The following is a 14,813-nucleotide window of genomic DNA, read 5'->3' as shown; positions in this document are numbered from 1 at the left end:
CCATGCTCGCCTCCGTGATCTGAATCACGCTCGGAACCTGTATGGTTAGCGATCGATTGGGAGGAACTCCGCCACATGCTGAAATCGATCGATCCGATCCTCACCCCCGATTTGCTCTGGCTGCTCGCCGCGATGGGCCATGGCGACGACCTCGTGTTCGTCGACGCCAATCACCCCGCCACCCGGATCGCGCAGAGCACCTCGTCGCAGCGCCTGATCCAATTGCCGGGCATGACGATGGAAACTGCCATCCGGGCCATCATGTCGGTCTATCCGCTCGACAATTTCGATCCCGATCCGGTGCGTGTGATGATGCCGGTCGACGATCCCGACCGCGTGCCCGAGGTGCAGCGCGCGGTGCTCGCGGAGATCGCACGTGCGGCTGGCCGGCCGGTCACGCCCGGCAAGCTCGCGCGTCCCGATTTCTATTGCGCGGCAGCGGCAGGCTTTGGCGTCGTGCAGGTCGGTGACAGCAGGGGCTATGGCTGCTTCCTGATCCGCAAGGGCGTGATCGGTTAGGAATATCATGAAGCATCCATCCTCACTGATCGTGTTCGGCGGCCTTCCAGGTACCGGTAAGACGACGATCGCTCGCGAACTCACCGCCAGGCTGGCGGCGACCTATCTTCGTATCGATGCGATCGAGCAGCCATTGCGGGACGCAGGCCTCATCGTCGGCGCGGCCGGCTATGCCGTTGCCAACACGCTCGCCGCCGAAAACCTCAAGCTCGGGCGCATCGTCATCGCGGACTGCGTCAATCCCGTGCTGGCAAGCCGCGCCGGATGGCGGCAGACCGCCTTGCGAACCGGCGCAGGCATCGTCGAGATTGAAGTGATTTGCAGCGAACCGGCGTTACACCGGCAGCGCGTGGAAAACCGGCTGCCCGACATTGACGGTCACAAGGTTCCAACCTGGGATGACGTCGTGAGCCTGACTTTCGAACCGTGGGATCGGGAGCACTTGGTGCTCGATACGGCCGAGAGTTCGCTCGATCATGTCCTGGACCGCGTTGAAGCGCATGTGCGCGACAAGATGGGCTACAGCAGAATGGCTTTAGGTTGAATCGATTGCCACGGGCTCGGTGCAACCTCTCCCGCTTGCGGGAGAGGTCGCGCCGAAGGCGCGGGTGAGGGCTTTCTCCTCTAGGGGGCTATCCCATTGCGGAAACACCCTCTCCCCAGCCCCCTCCCGCAAGCGGGAGAGGGAGTGCACCTCGCACTCGAATTTGAGTGGCCTTCTCGCATCCGCCTGTCTATCGTCGATTCATGTCTCGCCTTCTGTGTCTCTTCGTTGCTGTCGTCCTGTCGCTGCTGCCCGCCGTCGCACCCGCCGAGCCCGTGCAAAAGCGCCCCAAGCCGGTCTGGAAGGGCTACGGCTTCCTGCCGGGCTATCGGCAGCCGCTCAGCAACAGCATCCCGCTCTACAAGCAGAAAGACGCGATGCGCCGTCTGTCGCGCGCCGACCGGCGCCATTGGTACATCGACCCGGTTCCGCAATTTTATCGCTGGGACGGCGAGTGGCACTATTTCGGCCGCCCCGGATTCAACGGCGGCCGCTACAACGGCGGCAGCTTTGGTCCGTGCTGGACGCGCACGCCGATCGGTCCGATCTGGAATTGCGGGTGAGGCGCGCGGCGGTTAGGGAAAGCTACGGACGACCTCGATCAAGCCGACGATTGCCGCATTGAACGCATCGAGCTCCTCAGCCGGAATCCAGTACTCCAGATGTGAACGTCCGCCCGCTTCCTGCACATCGTATTTTTCGATGAAGCTGCGCTTGACTGTGAAACGGGTCACGAAGCCCGATCCGCTCGCCGGGACATTCCAGTCCCGCGCGATCTTGATGGCGTAGTCTTCGGTCAGCACCGGATAAAAGATCGGCTGGTCAGGCAGGCGCGGCGGAAACGCGCGCATGCCGGATTGCTGGATCAATTCCAGCTCTTTTGGACCGACGGGCCGCCAGAGGGTGAGAGTATCTTCGGTGGGGGACATGGGCGTGAGGTCCAAGATCGAGCGTCGTCGTTGCGAGCGCAGCGAAGCAATCCGGAATCCTTCCGCGGAGACAGCCTGGATTGCTTCGCTGCGCTCGCAATGACGGGGTTGGGGAGTGCGCGCTCTCTTACGAAAAGAACGCGATCTTCTCGGCCTGGGTCATGCGGCGGATCGGGGCGAGCGGGTCGTTGGCCGGTGCGCGGGGTTTTTGCAGGATGCCGCTGGCGAGGATGGTGGCGCCGAGCGAGGCGTCGGACATGGACGCGGGCAGGGGCGAGGGCATCGGCAGCGTCGCGGTCGGGGCTGCCGCCATTGATGCGGTGGCCGCCATGGCCGGCGCCTGCTGCTCCATCACTTCGGCGGCGGCTTCCGCAATGGCGTCGGTGAGGCGCGCGAGCGAGTCCAGCGCGATCGGCGCGTCTGCGGCGGGCTCTTCGGCGATGGCTGCGAGGACAGGCTCGGCTGCGACCGGCTCCGGCTGTTCGGTGGCAATGGGCGCCACGAGATCCGAGAGCGCCGGCTCCGGCGTCGCGGCTGCCATCTCCACCGGCTCGATGATCTCGTCGAAGTCGGGATCGGGCGCGGCCATCTCCATCGCGATGGCCTCGAGGATGGCTTCGTCCTCGGCCTCGGCTGCGGCGTCGAGCGCGAACTCCTCGCTGACTTCCGTCAAGGCCTCAGGCTGAGCGGCCGGCTCTTCAAACGCGACGGCTTCGAGCTCGGCATCATCAGGCGCGACGTTTTCGAGCGCCGCGCTTTCGGCAGGGATCCGGCTGTCGGCCGCGATCCCCTCGGCGGCAGCGGCGTCCATGGCCTGCTCGGCCATGGCGGCGGTTTCAGCGGCCGCCGTTGCTTCGACGGCCGCATCGAGTTCCGGAGCTGCTGCGATCTCTTCGCGCGTCTCCGTAAAAGCCACGGGTGCGTCGCCGGCCATCGCCGCAGGCGCCGTCTCGACGGGCGAGGCTTCTGCGACCGATGAAGCCGCCTCCTGGGCCGGAGCGGCCCGCGGCGTTGCGTCGCCGTCGAGCTGCTCGACGCGGTCCTTCAGCAGATCGAACGCAGCCTTGAGCTCGATGCGGGGATCGAGGGTCGAGATCTGCCCGCAGGCGGCCTCGATCGAGGCGAGCTGCGAATCAATGAGGTCGCAGATTCGCCCGTCGGCGCCGATCTCGCGCCAGCGCCAGGAGATCTCCTTGATGATGCGGACCCCGCGCGGGATCGGCGCGAGACTCGCCTCGATCGCGCCGGGATCGACCGCGGCGAGCGCGATCGTCTCGGCCTCGCGGATGGCGCGGCGGATCTCGACCAGCGCCTCGGGCAGGCGGTCCTCGACGACCGGTTGCCGCTGTGCCGCAAGGGTTTCCTCGATTTTCGCGACCGCATCCAGCACCATGCGCGTGTCGGCGTTGCGGTTGCGCTTGGCATATTCGCCGAGGAACCAGCGGCCGCGCGCGGTCTCCATGAAGGCTTCGCGGATCGCTTCGTAATCCTGCTCGTTCGGCGCGGCCGCGCGGGCAGACATGGGCGAGAGGGCGAATGCTTCGTTGGCCATGACAATCTCGTCGCGCAAATCAGTGCGCGTTACTGTAACGATCACCACGATATCGACCGAATCGCAATTGGTTTGATGCAGTCCGAATCACAAATCCCCATCGCGGCAGCGACGAAGCGGCGATTCGCCGTGAGCCTCGCCGTGTTCTATTCGGCCTTCTTTGCGGTTCTGGGCACGCATGTGCCGTTCTTCCCGGTCTGGCTGAAGGCGATCGGCATCGACGCTGTCTGGATCGGCATCATCGCCGCGCTGCCGGCGATCACGCGCTTCACCACGCTGCCGCAAGTGACCGCCTTTGCCGAAAAGCGGCAGGCGATTCGCGCCGCCATCATGGTGTCGGCGCTGGCCACTGCGATCGGATTTACGGCGGTCGGCCTGCAGCAGCAGCCGCTGGCGCTGTTCCTGGTCTACGCGCTGACCTGCATGATGTGGACGCCGACGATGCCGCTGACCGATGCCTATGCGCTGCGCGGCGTCGCCCGCTACGGGCTCAATTACGGACCCCTTCGGCTGTGGGGGTCGGCGGCGTTTGCCGCCGGCTCGCTCGCCTGCGGCTATCTCGTCGACATCATCGCTCCGCGCGACCTGATCTGGGTCATCGTCGCCTGGGCCGTCGTCGCGGTAGCAGCCAGCCTGCTGCTGCAGCCGCTCGACGATCTCAGGCGGAGGACGCCGGAGCGGCATGCCGGCAAGCCGCTGCTGCGCGATGCAGCCTTCTGGGCCGTGATCGCGTCGGCGGCGCTGATCCAGAGCAGTCACATCGCCTTCTACACCTTCTCGGCCATCAACTGGCAGCTCCAAGGCATCAGCGGGCTGACCATCGCGGTGCTGTGGACGCTGGGCATCATGGCTGAGATCGTCGTGTTCGCGCTGTCGCCGCGCTTCTCGCTGCAGCCGTCCACGCTGATAGCCATCGGCGGCGTGATCGCCGTGCTGCGCTGGATCGTCACCGCGAGCGAGCCGCCGCTCGTGCTGCTCGCGATCGCCCAGCTCGGCCACGGCTTCAGCTTCGGCCTGACCATCGTCGGCACCATGAACCTTTTGGCGCAGCGCGTGTCTTCGCATCAGATCGCGCGCGGGCAGGGCTATTACGCCGCGTGCAACGGGCTCCTGGGGGCGGCGACGTCGATCGCATCAGGCGCGATCTACGCCCGCATCGGCGACAATGTCTATTACGTCATGGCGGCGATGGCCGCTGCCGGTGCCATCCTGATCTGGTCGGCGCGGCATCGCCTCACGGCTCAGCCCCAGAGCGAAGCGTCCGGCGGGTAGACCAGGCTGCCGTCATAGCGCAGGCCGTGCTCGCGGTCGCGCGCCAGCAGCAAAGGGCCGTCGAGATCGACGAAGCGCGCCTGCGGCGTCACCAGCATCGCAGGCGCCATCGACAGCGAGGTCGCGACCATGCAGCCGATCATGATCTCGAAGCCGAGCGCCCGGGCAGCATCGGCCATGGCCAGCGCCTCGGTGAGGCCACCGGTCTTGTCGAGCTTGATGTTCACGGCGTCGTAGCGCTCGCGCAAGGGCGCAAGCGAAGCGCGGTCATGCACGCTCTCGTCGGCGCAGACGGCGAGGGGGCGCTTGATGCGCGCCAGCGCTTCGTCGCGGCCTGCCGGCAGCGGCTGCTCCACCAGGGTGACGCCGGCGGCGGCGCAGGCGGCGAGATTGGCTTCCAGATCGGCCTCGGTCCAGGCCTCATTGGCATCGACGATCAGCTCGGCCTCAGGGGCGGCCTTGCGCACGGCCGCGATACGCTCCGGATCGCCGCCGCCGCCGAGCTTGATCTTGAGCAGCGGGCGGTGCGCCGCTTTGGCGGTCGCCGCGGCCATCGCCTCGGGGGTTGCTAACGAGATCGTGTAAGCCGTGGTGCGCTCCTTCGGCGCCGGGCGGTCCAGTAGGTTCCAGGCGCGCAAGCCCGCCGCCTTGGCCTCGAGGTCGATCAGGGCGCAATCCAGGGCGTTGCGGGCCGCACCTGATGGCATTGCGGCCTGGAGGGTCTCTCGCGTCAGCCCGCCCGCGACGGCCTCCTGCATGGCCTGGATCGCAGCCAGCGTCGCCTCCGGCGTCTCGCCGTAGCGGGGATAGGGCACGCACTCGCCGCGGCCGGTCAGGCCGCCCCGGCTGACCTCCGCCACGACCGTGACGGCCTCGGTTTTGGCGCCCCGGCTGATGGTAAAGCTGCCGGCGATCGGGAAGCGCTCGATTCGCGTCGCCAGAGCTGCAAATTTCATGGAAGTCATTTTGAACTCTGGCGAAATCTGAACCTGCTAGTTACCTCTAGCAACTAACATTAACCCCTTGGGGATACCTTCTCTGGGTAAGGGCGCGTGCGCAACCATCTGATTTTCTCCGCCCCGGCGCGGGAGCGGACATGAGTGGCGATCCGAAGCTGGAACGGATTGCCAAGGGCAACGCCCTGGCACTGTGCGCCACCGGCACCTGGACCGCGAGCTTTGCGCCGGTCCTGGAGCGGATGGTGACTGAGGCCGAGAAGCTCGCAGGCACCCCGCAAAGCATCTTCATCGACGTCTCCGAGGTCGCCAAGCTCGACACGTTCGGCGCCTGGCTGATCGAGCGGCTGCGCCGCAGCCTGACCCAGGGGGCCGTCGAGGCGCAGATCGCAGGGCTCTCCGCCAATTATTCCAGCCTCGTGGACGAGGTGCGGCGGGTCAGGGGGGCGGCCGTGGTCGACAGCGACCCGATCACCATCTCCGGCATGCTGGAGCAGATCGGCCGGACCGTGGCCGGCGTCGCCGGTACGGTGGCAGGCCTCGTCGACATGCTGGGCGCCGTGCTCGCGGCGTGGTTTCGCGTCCTGATTCATCCGCGCTCGTTCCGCCTGACCTCGACCGTGCATCACATGGAGCAGGTCTGCTGGCGCGCGGTGCCGATCATCGTGCTGATCACCTTCCTGATCGGCTGCATCATCGCGCAGCAAGGCATCTTCCATTTCCGCCGCTTCGGCGCCGATATCTTCGTCGTCGACATGCTCGGCGTGCTGGTGCTGCGCGAGATCGGCGTGCTCCTGGTCGCGATCATGGTCGCCGGTCGCTCCGGCAGCGCCTACACCGCCGAGCTCGGCTCGATGAAGATGCGCGAGGAGATCGACGCGCTGCGCACCATGGGGTTCGATCCGATCGAGGTCCTGGTGCTGCCGCGCATGATGGCGCTGGTGCTGGCGCTGCCGATCCTCGCATTCCTCGGCGCCATGGCTGCGCTCTATGGCGGCGGTCTGGTGGCCTGGCTCTATGGCGGCGTTCAGCCCGAGGCCTTCCTGCTGCGCCTGCGCGACGCCATCTCGATCGACCATTTCATCGTCGGCATCGTCAAGGCGCCGGTGATGGCTGCCGTGATCGGCATCGTCGCCTGCGTCGAAGGGCTCGCCGTGCAGGGCAGCGCGGAATCGCTGGGTCAGCACACCACCGCGTCGGTGGTGAAGGGCATCTTCTTCGTCATCGTCATGGACGGCATCTTCGCCATCTTCTTCGCCTCGATCGGGATGTGACGATGGCAAGAGAAACTCAAAGCGAGATCCAGGACCCGATCATCCGCGTCCGCGGCATCACCGTGCAGTTCGGCGCCACGCGCGTGCTGGACGGGCTCAACCTCGACGTCAAGCGCGGCGAGATTTTGGGATTTGTCGGCCCCTCGGGCGCAGGCAAGTCCGTTTTGACGCGCACCATCATCGGCCTCGTGCCGAAGGTCGCGGGCTCCATCGAAGTGTTCGGCGTCGATCTCGATTCCTCGAGCGCGTCGCAGCGGCGCAACGTCGAGCGGCGCTGGGGCGTCCTGTTCCAGCAGGGCGCGCTGTTCTCCTCGCTGACCGTGCGGCAGAACATTCAGTTTCCGATGCGCGAATATCTGCGCGTCTCGCAGCGGCTGATGGACGAGATCACCATGGCCAAGCTCACCATGGTCGGCCTCAAGCCCGAGGTCGCCGAGCGTTTCCCGTCCGAGCTCTCCGGCGGCATGATCAAGCGTGTGGCGCTGGCGCGCGCGCTGTCGCTCGATCCCGACCTCGTCTTCCTGGACGAGCCGACGTCGGGCCTCGACCCGATCGGTGCCGGCGACTTCGACGAGTTGGTGAGGACACTCCAGCGCACTTTGGGGCTGACGGTTTTCATGGTAACCCACGACCTCGACAGCCTATACACAGCATGTGACCGCATCGCCGTTTTAGGGAACGGTAAGATCATTGCGGCAGGGTCGATCGCCGACATGCAGGCCTCGCAGCATCCCTGGCTGAGGCAGTATTTTCATGGCAAGCGCGCCCGCGCGGTCATGGGTTGAGAGCTGGGTTGAGTAGCCGGAGCACCTGATGGAAACGCGGGCGAACTACATTTTGATCGGCTCGTTCACGCTGGCGGTGATCGCCGCCGCGATCGGCTTCGTGCTGTGGTTTCAGTCGCTGCACACGACCAAGCAGCGCAGCCCCTTGCGCGTCGTGTTCGAGGGCCCGGCGGCGGGCCTGCGCAACGGCGGCAGCGTCAATTTCAACGGTATCAGGGTGGGCGAGGTGGTCTCGGTGAAGCTGGACAACCCGCGGCGGGTTGTCGCACTCGCGATGATCGAGAACAACGCCCCGATCCGCAAGGACACGCTCGTCGGCCTCGAATTCCAGGGCCTCACCGGTGTTGCCGCGATCTCGCTCAAGGGTGGCGAGGAGGCTGCGGCCCCGCCGCCGCTCGACCAGGACGGCATCCCGACGCTCACGGCCGACCCCAACAAGCTCCAGGACGTCACCGAGGCGATCCGCGCCACGCTGCAGAACGTCAACAAGATCGTCGCCGACAATCAGGAATCGGTGAAGAACTCGCTGAAGAACCTCGAGACCTTCACCAATTCGCTGGCGCGCAATTCCGAGAAGATCGACGCCGTGATGGCCAAGGTCGACGGCGTCATGCTCAAGGCCGACAATCTCATGCTCGGCCTCAACACGCTGGCCGGCGGCAAGGATGGCGGCGAGCTGTTCCAGGCGGTGAAGTCGATCCGCGAGCTCGCCGAGGATTTCGACAAGCGCTCGGGTGCCTTGATGGCCGACGGCCGCCGCACCCTCGGCGACATCAGCCGGGCCGTGAACAATTTCGATCGCAACCCGACCCGCGTCCTGTTCGGCGCCAGCAATTCGTCGCAGCCCGCTCCGCCGCCCGAGCCGCCGAAGCCTGCGGCAGCGCCGAGGCGGTAGGCGGTAGGGAAGCGCGAATGGGGAGTGGCGAGTAGCGAGTAGCGTATACAGCGTTCCTCACGGATCGATCCCAAACAAAAACGGAGCCCGCGAGGGCTCCGTTTTCATTCGCTATTCGCAATTCGTAATCGGCGAGCTTCCGCTCACCCCAGCCGGCCCGCCGCGTGCGCGAGCAGGGTGTACACCAGGCCCGTCTCCGAGATCAGGTGGCTGCGCAGCTCCTGCGGGCCGCGGCCGTCGCGGGCGACTTCGTCGAGCAGGCGCTCGAACTCGGCGACGTAGCGGTCGACCGTGCCCTTGAAGTTGCGGTCGGCGCGGTACTTGCGGGCGACCTCGTCGAAGGCCTTCTGGCCGGCGGGCGTGTACAGGCGCTTGGTGAAGGCCTTGTTCTCGCCGCGCTGGTAGCGGTCCCACATCTCGGTGGCGAGGTTGCGGTCCATCAGCCGGCCGATGTCGAGCGACAGCGATTCCAGCGGATTGCTGCTGGCCTGCGGCGCCTGCGGCTGCGGCACGGGTGCCGCGCGGCCACGCGGAGCCTGGCCGGCCGGCGCGCCCTGGTTGGCGTCGGTGCGGTTGAGCAGGTCCGACAGCCAGCCGTCACGGCCCTGGTCGTTGCCACCGGGTGCGACCGGCGGCGCTTCGGTGCGACGCGCGGCCGGCATGCCGAGGTCCGGCGGCGGCAGCGTCGAGGCGCTGCCGATGTCGCGCATGCGGGTCTCGGGAGCGCGGCCGCCGACGGCGGCCAGCACCGGCTCTTCCTGGCGCTGCACGGTGGCGCGGCCCGCCGTGGTGACGTCGAGCCCGCGGCCGTGCTGGGCCACGATGCGGTTGAGCTCGGCAAGCGCCTCGATCTGGTCGACGATCACCTTGCGCATCTGCGCCGTGCTCTCGGCGGCCTCCTGCGGCATCTCGAGTACGCCGCGGCGCAGCTCGTTGCGGGTGGCTTCGAGCTCGTTGTGCATCTCGAGAGCCATCTGCTTCATGCTGGCGACGAGGTTGGTGAACTTCTCGGTCGACTGCTTGAACATCGTATCCGCCTCGTCCGTGGTCTGGCGGTAGATGTCGTGCATGGCCTCGATGGTCTGCCGGTGCTCCTCTTCAGACGCCGCGCGCACCGCCTCGAACTGGCGGGTGATCGCGGCCGAGCCTGCGCCGGCGGTCTCGGCGACGACGCGGGCAATGTCGCGGGCGCGCTCTTCGGCCGCGGCAAGCGATTCATCGAGCAGGCCGGTGAAGCGCGACAGCCGCTGGTCGAGATCGGCCGTGCGCAGGTCGATCGTTGTGACGAGCGATTCCAGTGCCTGCTTGCGTTCGGCGAGCGAGGCAGTGGTGTTCTTGTTGCTCTGCTCGACGACCTGCGCGGCCTCGACCAGCGCTTGGCCATGCTTGTCGAACTGGGTCGACAGCTCGCCGAGATCCTGCAGCGCCTTCGTGGTCTTGCTGTTGAAGACGTTGAGCTGCTCTTCCAGGTTCTGCGTCGCCGCGCCGTTGCGCGAGGTGACGTCGTTCATTGCCGAGACGAAGTCGGCGACGCGGGTCACCAGCGCCCGCTCGAGCGAGTTGAGGTTGTCGTGCGCACCGGTCAGCACCTCCTGGAGCAGGATGTTGCCTTCGCGCAGGCGCTCGAACAGGGCGACCGTGTCGGTGCGCAGGATCTTGCTGGTCTCCTGCATCTCCGTGACGGCCGCGATCGAGACCTGGCGCGACTGGTCGATTGCGGAGCGCGAGGCCTGCTCGAGGTCCTTGAGCGACTTCCCGACGGCGCTGGTGGCGACCTCGCTCGCCGCGTTGATGGTGCGGGCGACTTCCGAGCCGTTGCCCATCATGGTCTGCGAGAAGGCCTGGCCGCGCGTCTCGATCGACTTCAGCGCGTCGGAGGTGACGCGGTCGATGTCGAGCGTGAGCTGGCTGGTCTTCGAGCCGATCGCGTCGACCAGTGCGCCGCGCTTGGCGTCGATCATGTTCGACAGGCGGTCGGCCTGCTGCTGCACGTAGGTGACGATCTCGTCGGTCTTGCCGGTCATGGCCTGGCCGAAGCTGGAGCTGGCGGCGAGCACCGAGCGCTCGACGTCGGCCGAGCTCGACTTGACGCGCGAGCTCGCCTCGTTGGAGGCGGAGATCAGCGCGTTCTGGGCGTTGAGCGCGCTGGTCTGGATGTCGTTGGTCGCGTTGGCGGTGGCCGCGCTCAGCGTGCGCTCGATCTCGGTCGAGATCGTGCGGATCTGGCTCGCGGCATCGGCCGAGGTCGAGGTCAGCGAGATCTGGGCTTCACGCGCGCTGTTGAGGATGGTCGAAGCGGTGTCGGCGCCGACCGCGGTCAGCGTGCGCTCGATGTCCGCCGTCAGCGACTTGATCTGGCCCGCCGCATCGGTCGAGGCGGAGATCAGCGTACCCTGGGCCTCGCGCACGCCGCTGGTCAGCGCCTCGATGGTGGCGCCGCCGGCGGTCGCCAGCGCGCGCTGCATCTCGGCCGCGAGCGAACGGACCTGGCTGGTTTGTTCTGCGGAGACAGCAAGAAGGGTGCTCTGGGCGTCGCGGGCGCTGGTGGTGATCGTCTCGGCGGTGGTCTGGCCGACCTGCGAGAGCGAGCGATGCACTTCGGCCGCGAGCGACTTGACCTGGCTCGCCGCGTCCGAGGACGCCGTCACCAGCGTGCTCTGAGCCTCGCGGGCGCCGCTCATGATGGTCTCGGCCGTCGAGGTGCCCGCCATCGTCAGCGAGCGCTGCACGTCCGAGGACAGCGCCTTGATCTGGTTTGCGGTCTCGGTCGAGGCCGCGATCAGCGTGCTCTGCGCATCGCGGGCGCCGGCGGTGATCGACTCCGCCGTGGCGGTGCCGGCCATCGACAGCGAGCGCTGCACGTCGGCGGTGAGCGTCTTGACCTGGCTCGCCGCATCCGAGGACGCCGTGACCAGCGTGGTCTGCACCTCGCGGGCGCCGGCCAGAATCGAGGCCGCAGTGGCGGAGCCCGCCGCCGACAGCGTGCGCTCGACGTCGGCCGCCAGCCCCTTGATCTGGTTGGAGGCTTCGCCCGAGGCCGCAACCAGCGTCGACTGCGCTTCGCGCGCGCTGGTCAGGATCGAGTTCGCCGCACCGGTGCCGACTGCGGTCAGCGCCTGCTCGACCTCGGCAGAGGTCATCTTGAGCTGGGCGTTGACATCGGAGGAGACCGTCAGCAGCGACTGCTGGGCGGTGCGCGCGCCGGTCTGGATGGTCTCGCTGGTGTTGACGACGAGGTTGGTGAGCGAGCGCTCGGCGTCCTCGACATGCGAGCGGATCGCGGTCGAGATCATCTCGGCGCGGGACATCATGTCCTCGCTGGCCTGGCGTCCGCTGCTTTCGATGCGGCCGGCGACGGCCTCGACGCGCGAGCCGAGCAGGTCTTCGAACTGTGCCACGCGCACGTCGATGTCGCTGGCGACCGAGCCGACCTTGGTCTCGATGGCCTGCTGGATCTCCTGGAAACGCGCGGTGACCGTGTCGGTCAGATGGGTGCTGCGGCCGTCGATGATCTCGGCAACCCCGGTAATGCGGCGATCGACCGCCTCGATCGCCTGCGCGGTGCCGTCGGTGAGGGTCGAGGTGAGGAGGGTCAGCCGCGTATCGATCGACTGCACCGCCTGCGAGGCGCCGTTCGTTACCGCGGTGGTCAGGTAGGTGAGGCGGGAATCGATGGATTCGAGCGCCTGCGTCGCGCCGCCGCTGAGCGTCGTCGTGAGATGCGTCAGGCGGGTATCGATCGTCTGGATGGTCTGCGATGCACCGTCGGTCAGCGAGCTCGTGAGGTGGTTGAGGCGCGCATCGATGGTTTCGATGGCCTGCGTTGCGCCGCCAGTGAGCGTCGTCGTGAGGTAGGTGAGGCGGGAGTCGATCGACTGGATCGCCTGCGCGGCACCGTCGGTCAGCGAGTTCGCCAGCGTGTTGATGCGTCCGTCGATGGTCTCGGTCATCGACTTCGCGCGGCTGTCGAACGACAGCTCGAGCGCGGCGACGCGGCCGACGAGCTGCTCGTCGAAGGTCCTGATGTGGCCTTGGATGGTGCCGTCGAGGCTGGCGATCTTGCCGTTCAGCGAGGCATCGATATTGCCGACACGTTCGCCGATCGTGGTCTCGAACTGCGCGAGGCGCTGGTCGAGCACCGCCGTGATCTGGCCGCCGTTCGAGGTGAAGCGGGTGTCGAAATCGTCGACATAGGTCTTCAGCGTTTCGGCGATATCCTGCGTGCGCTGGCCCATGCGCTCGACGATCTCGCCGCCAAAGGTCTTCACGGTGCGGTCGAATTCGGAGATGTGGCGGGTGATCAGCGCGCCCAGCGTGCCGGAGTCGCGGGCGAACTTCTCGACCAGCTCGGTGCCCTGGTTCCGCACCAGCTCGTCGAACGCGCTCATCTGCAGCGACAGCGAATCGTGCGCGGTCTCGGTCTGGCTGACGACCTTGGCGACCAGGGCGTTGACGGTGGCGTCGAGCGCCTCGCTGGCCTTGTCACCGCTCGTCATGATCTGGCCGGCGAGGCGGTTGCCGGCGTCGTCGATCTTGGCGGAGATGTCGTTGGACCGCAGCTCGAGCTCGAGCAGCAGGGAGTCCGACGAGTTCTTCAAGGAATCGTGCACCTGCTCGGTGCGCTCGGAGATGCCGTCGACGATCGCGGCGGAACGCTGCTCGAACTCGCCGGTGATGCGGTCGATGCGCTCGTTCAGCATCTCGTGGACGCGGTCGGCGAGGTCGACGAATTCGTCGTGGACGTGGCCGGTCTTGAAGTTGAGGCTGGTGGTCAGCCGCTCGCTGGCGTCGAGCACGGCGCGCGTGGTCTCGTTGCTGGCCTCCTCGAGACGGTCGAGCAGGTCGCCGCCGCGCTCGCCGAGCGCCAGGATCATGTTGTCGCCGGCATTGCTCAGCGCCTGAGTGATGTGGGCGCCGCGCTCTTCCAGAGCGCCGGTGATCGACTTGGCCACTTCGTCGACGCGGGAGGCGATCGCGTCCGAGATCAGCGCGATGTCGTGGCGCAGGTCGATCTGCACGCCGGAAATGGCGCTGCGAACCTGCTCGGCCTGGCCGACCAGGTTGTCGCGCTGATGCGCGATGTCCTGGAGCAAAGCGCGGATGCGCACCTCGTTGTCGGAATAGGCGCGTTCGAGCGCGGCGACCTCGTTGGCGACCAGCGTCTCGAGCTCACCGGCGCGCGCGATCGCACGCTCGATGCCGTCGCCCATCGCCGCGACCTCGCGGCGGATGGCCTGGCCGACGGTGACCATGGAATCGGAGGCCGAGCCTTCCGGCTCGGAGAAGCGGATCGCGACCTGCGCCATCGCCTGCGCGATCATGCGCATTTCCTGGCCGCGCCAGACGAGGCTCGCGAGGAAGTAGAACAGCATGACTGGCGCGAAGAACATCGCGACGAGGCCGGCGATCACGAGCACGCCGCCGCTCTGGCCCATCGCGGCCTGGATCGAGGGCAGGAAGCCGACGGTCAACGCGGCGCAGGCGGCGAGCCAGATGCCGGCGAAGATGGTGGCGAAGGTGTAGACGCTGCGCGCAGGGCGGCCCTTCTGCAGCGCCTGGAGCAACTGGCCGATGGTCTCGCGATCGTCGTTGGCAGCGCGGCGCGCGGCGCGCGGCTCCTCGACCGGGTCGAACACGGTCGAGCGCTCGTTGGCGGCGGGGCGCGGCTCGAAGCTCGGCTCGTCGAAGACCGGAGGCGCGGCCGGCGGCACCGGGGGCGCCGCTTCGTTGCGCATTGCGGCGTTGCGGCTGGTATCGGCCGCGGTGTCGCTGATGTTCAGAGCTTCCTGGATTGCAGAAAGCGCAACTTCTGTAGGGTCTTTGACCTTTTTCGGAGTGTTCGCCATGTTCAGTCCGAGCCCTCGTTACTTGTACGCGTCCCCCCGCGAGCCCTGCGCGCGGCGCAAGCCCACAGACCGGATCATGCCGCTTGCGCGGATCTCCGAGCCGTCCCCACCCGGACGGCTTGTCCGCCAATTTCTGCAACATCCTATTGGCAGAGCGTCGCGAATGAAATGCCCGCGATTAAGACATTCTTAATCATCGTTAACAGGATCGCGCCGTAACGCCTTAGCAATCAACGCAATT

Annotated in this window: 11 protein-coding genes; 7 read left to right on the top strand and 4 right to left on the bottom strand. The window is 67.0% G+C overall.

Translation table 11 applies throughout. The features are described from left to right. Positions 1-75 precede the first annotated feature (75 nt). From ACVWYQ_RS10775 to ACVWYQ_RS10765, 3 genes are all read left to right on the top strand, one after another. On the top strand, positions 76-519 hold the full coding sequence (locus ACVWYQ_RS10775) for an RbsD/FucU family protein (RefSeq protein WP_157280848.1): 444 nt from the start codon (positions 76-78) through the stop codon (positions 517-519). A gap of 7 nt (positions 520-526) precedes the next feature. Next, entirely contained in the window at positions 527-1,063 is a 537-nt protein-coding gene (locus tag ACVWYQ_RS10770; protein ID WP_271537452.1) for an AAA family ATPase, read from the top strand. 203 nt (positions 1,064-1,266) lie between these two features. Beyond that, positions 1,267-1,626 (top strand): hypothetical protein, encoded by a 360-nt coding sequence (locus tag ACVWYQ_RS10765; RefSeq protein WP_271537454.1) that lies wholly within the window; start codon positions 1,267-1,269, stop codon positions 1,624-1,626. Between the two features lie 12 nt (positions 1,627-1,638). On the opposite strand, the gene ACVWYQ_RS10760 is transcribed toward ACVWYQ_RS10765, so the two are convergent. Further along, positions 1,639-1,992, bottom strand: coding sequence for an ADP-ribosylation/crystallin J1 (locus ACVWYQ_RS10760; protein ID WP_271537479.1), 354 nt, complete (start codon positions 1,990-1,992; stop codon positions 1,639-1,641). A 127-nt stretch (positions 1,993-2,119) separates the two neighbouring features. After that, positions 2,120-3,544 (bottom strand): hypothetical protein, encoded by a 1,425-nt coding sequence (locus ACVWYQ_RS10755; protein WP_271537456.1) that lies wholly within the window; start codon positions 3,542-3,544, stop codon positions 2,120-2,122. A 75-nt stretch (positions 3,545-3,619) separates the two neighbouring features. Between ACVWYQ_RS10755 and ACVWYQ_RS10750 the strand changes: the two genes are divergently transcribed. Next, positions 3,620-4,816 carry an MFS transporter gene (locus tag ACVWYQ_RS10750; RefSeq protein ID WP_271537459.1) on the top strand — a complete coding sequence of 399 codons (1,197 nt, stop codon included), beginning with the start codon at positions 3,620-3,622 and terminating at the stop codon, positions 4,814-4,816. Here the strand turns inward: ACVWYQ_RS10750 and dgcA are convergent. Then, positions 4,786-5,781 carry an N-acetyl-D-Glu racemase DgcA gene (gene dgcA / locus ACVWYQ_RS10745; protein ID WP_271537461.1) on the bottom strand — a complete coding sequence of 332 codons (996 nt, stop codon included), beginning with the start codon at positions 5,779-5,781 and terminating at the stop codon, positions 4,786-4,788. The genes ACVWYQ_RS10750 and dgcA overlap by 31 nt on opposite strands. A gap of 131 nt (positions 5,782-5,912) precedes the next feature. On the opposite strand from dgcA, the gene ACVWYQ_RS10740 reads away from it, so the two are divergent. Genes ACVWYQ_RS10740 through ACVWYQ_RS10730 form a run of 3 tightly spaced genes read left to right on the top strand, consistent with a single transcriptional unit; the run spans position 5,913 to position 8,726 of the window. After that, a complete protein-coding gene (locus tag ACVWYQ_RS10740) occupies positions 5,913-7,046 on the top strand; it encodes an MlaE family ABC transporter permease (protein WP_157280843.1) in 1,134 nt (377 codons plus the stop codon). A 2-nt stretch (positions 7,047-7,048) separates the two neighbouring features. After that, positions 7,049-7,831 (top strand): ABC transporter ATP-binding protein, encoded by a 783-nt coding sequence (locus ACVWYQ_RS10735; RefSeq protein WP_271537463.1) that lies wholly within the window; start codon positions 7,049-7,051, stop codon positions 7,829-7,831. Positions 7,832-7,859: 28 nt separating this feature from the next. Then, the gene (locus tag ACVWYQ_RS10730; protein WP_057028765.1) at positions 7,860-8,726 is read left to right on the top strand and encodes an MlaD family protein; all 867 of its coding nucleotides are present in this window, start codon (positions 7,860-7,862) and stop codon (positions 8,724-8,726) included. A gap of 143 nt (positions 8,727-8,869) precedes the next feature. Here the strand turns inward: ACVWYQ_RS10730 and ACVWYQ_RS10725 are convergent, their stop codons facing one another. Next, on the bottom strand, positions 8,870-14,572 hold the full coding sequence (locus ACVWYQ_RS10725) for an apolipoprotein A-IV repeat region-like domain-containing protein (protein WP_404539683.1): 5,703 nt from the start codon (positions 14,570-14,572) through the stop codon (positions 8,870-8,872). Between the last annotated feature and the right edge of the window lie 241 nt (positions 14,573-14,813).

This window comes from Bradyrhizobium sp. USDA 3397 (genome assembly GCF_054060965.1).
This window is presented reverse-complemented; position numbering and strand designations above follow the sequence as displayed.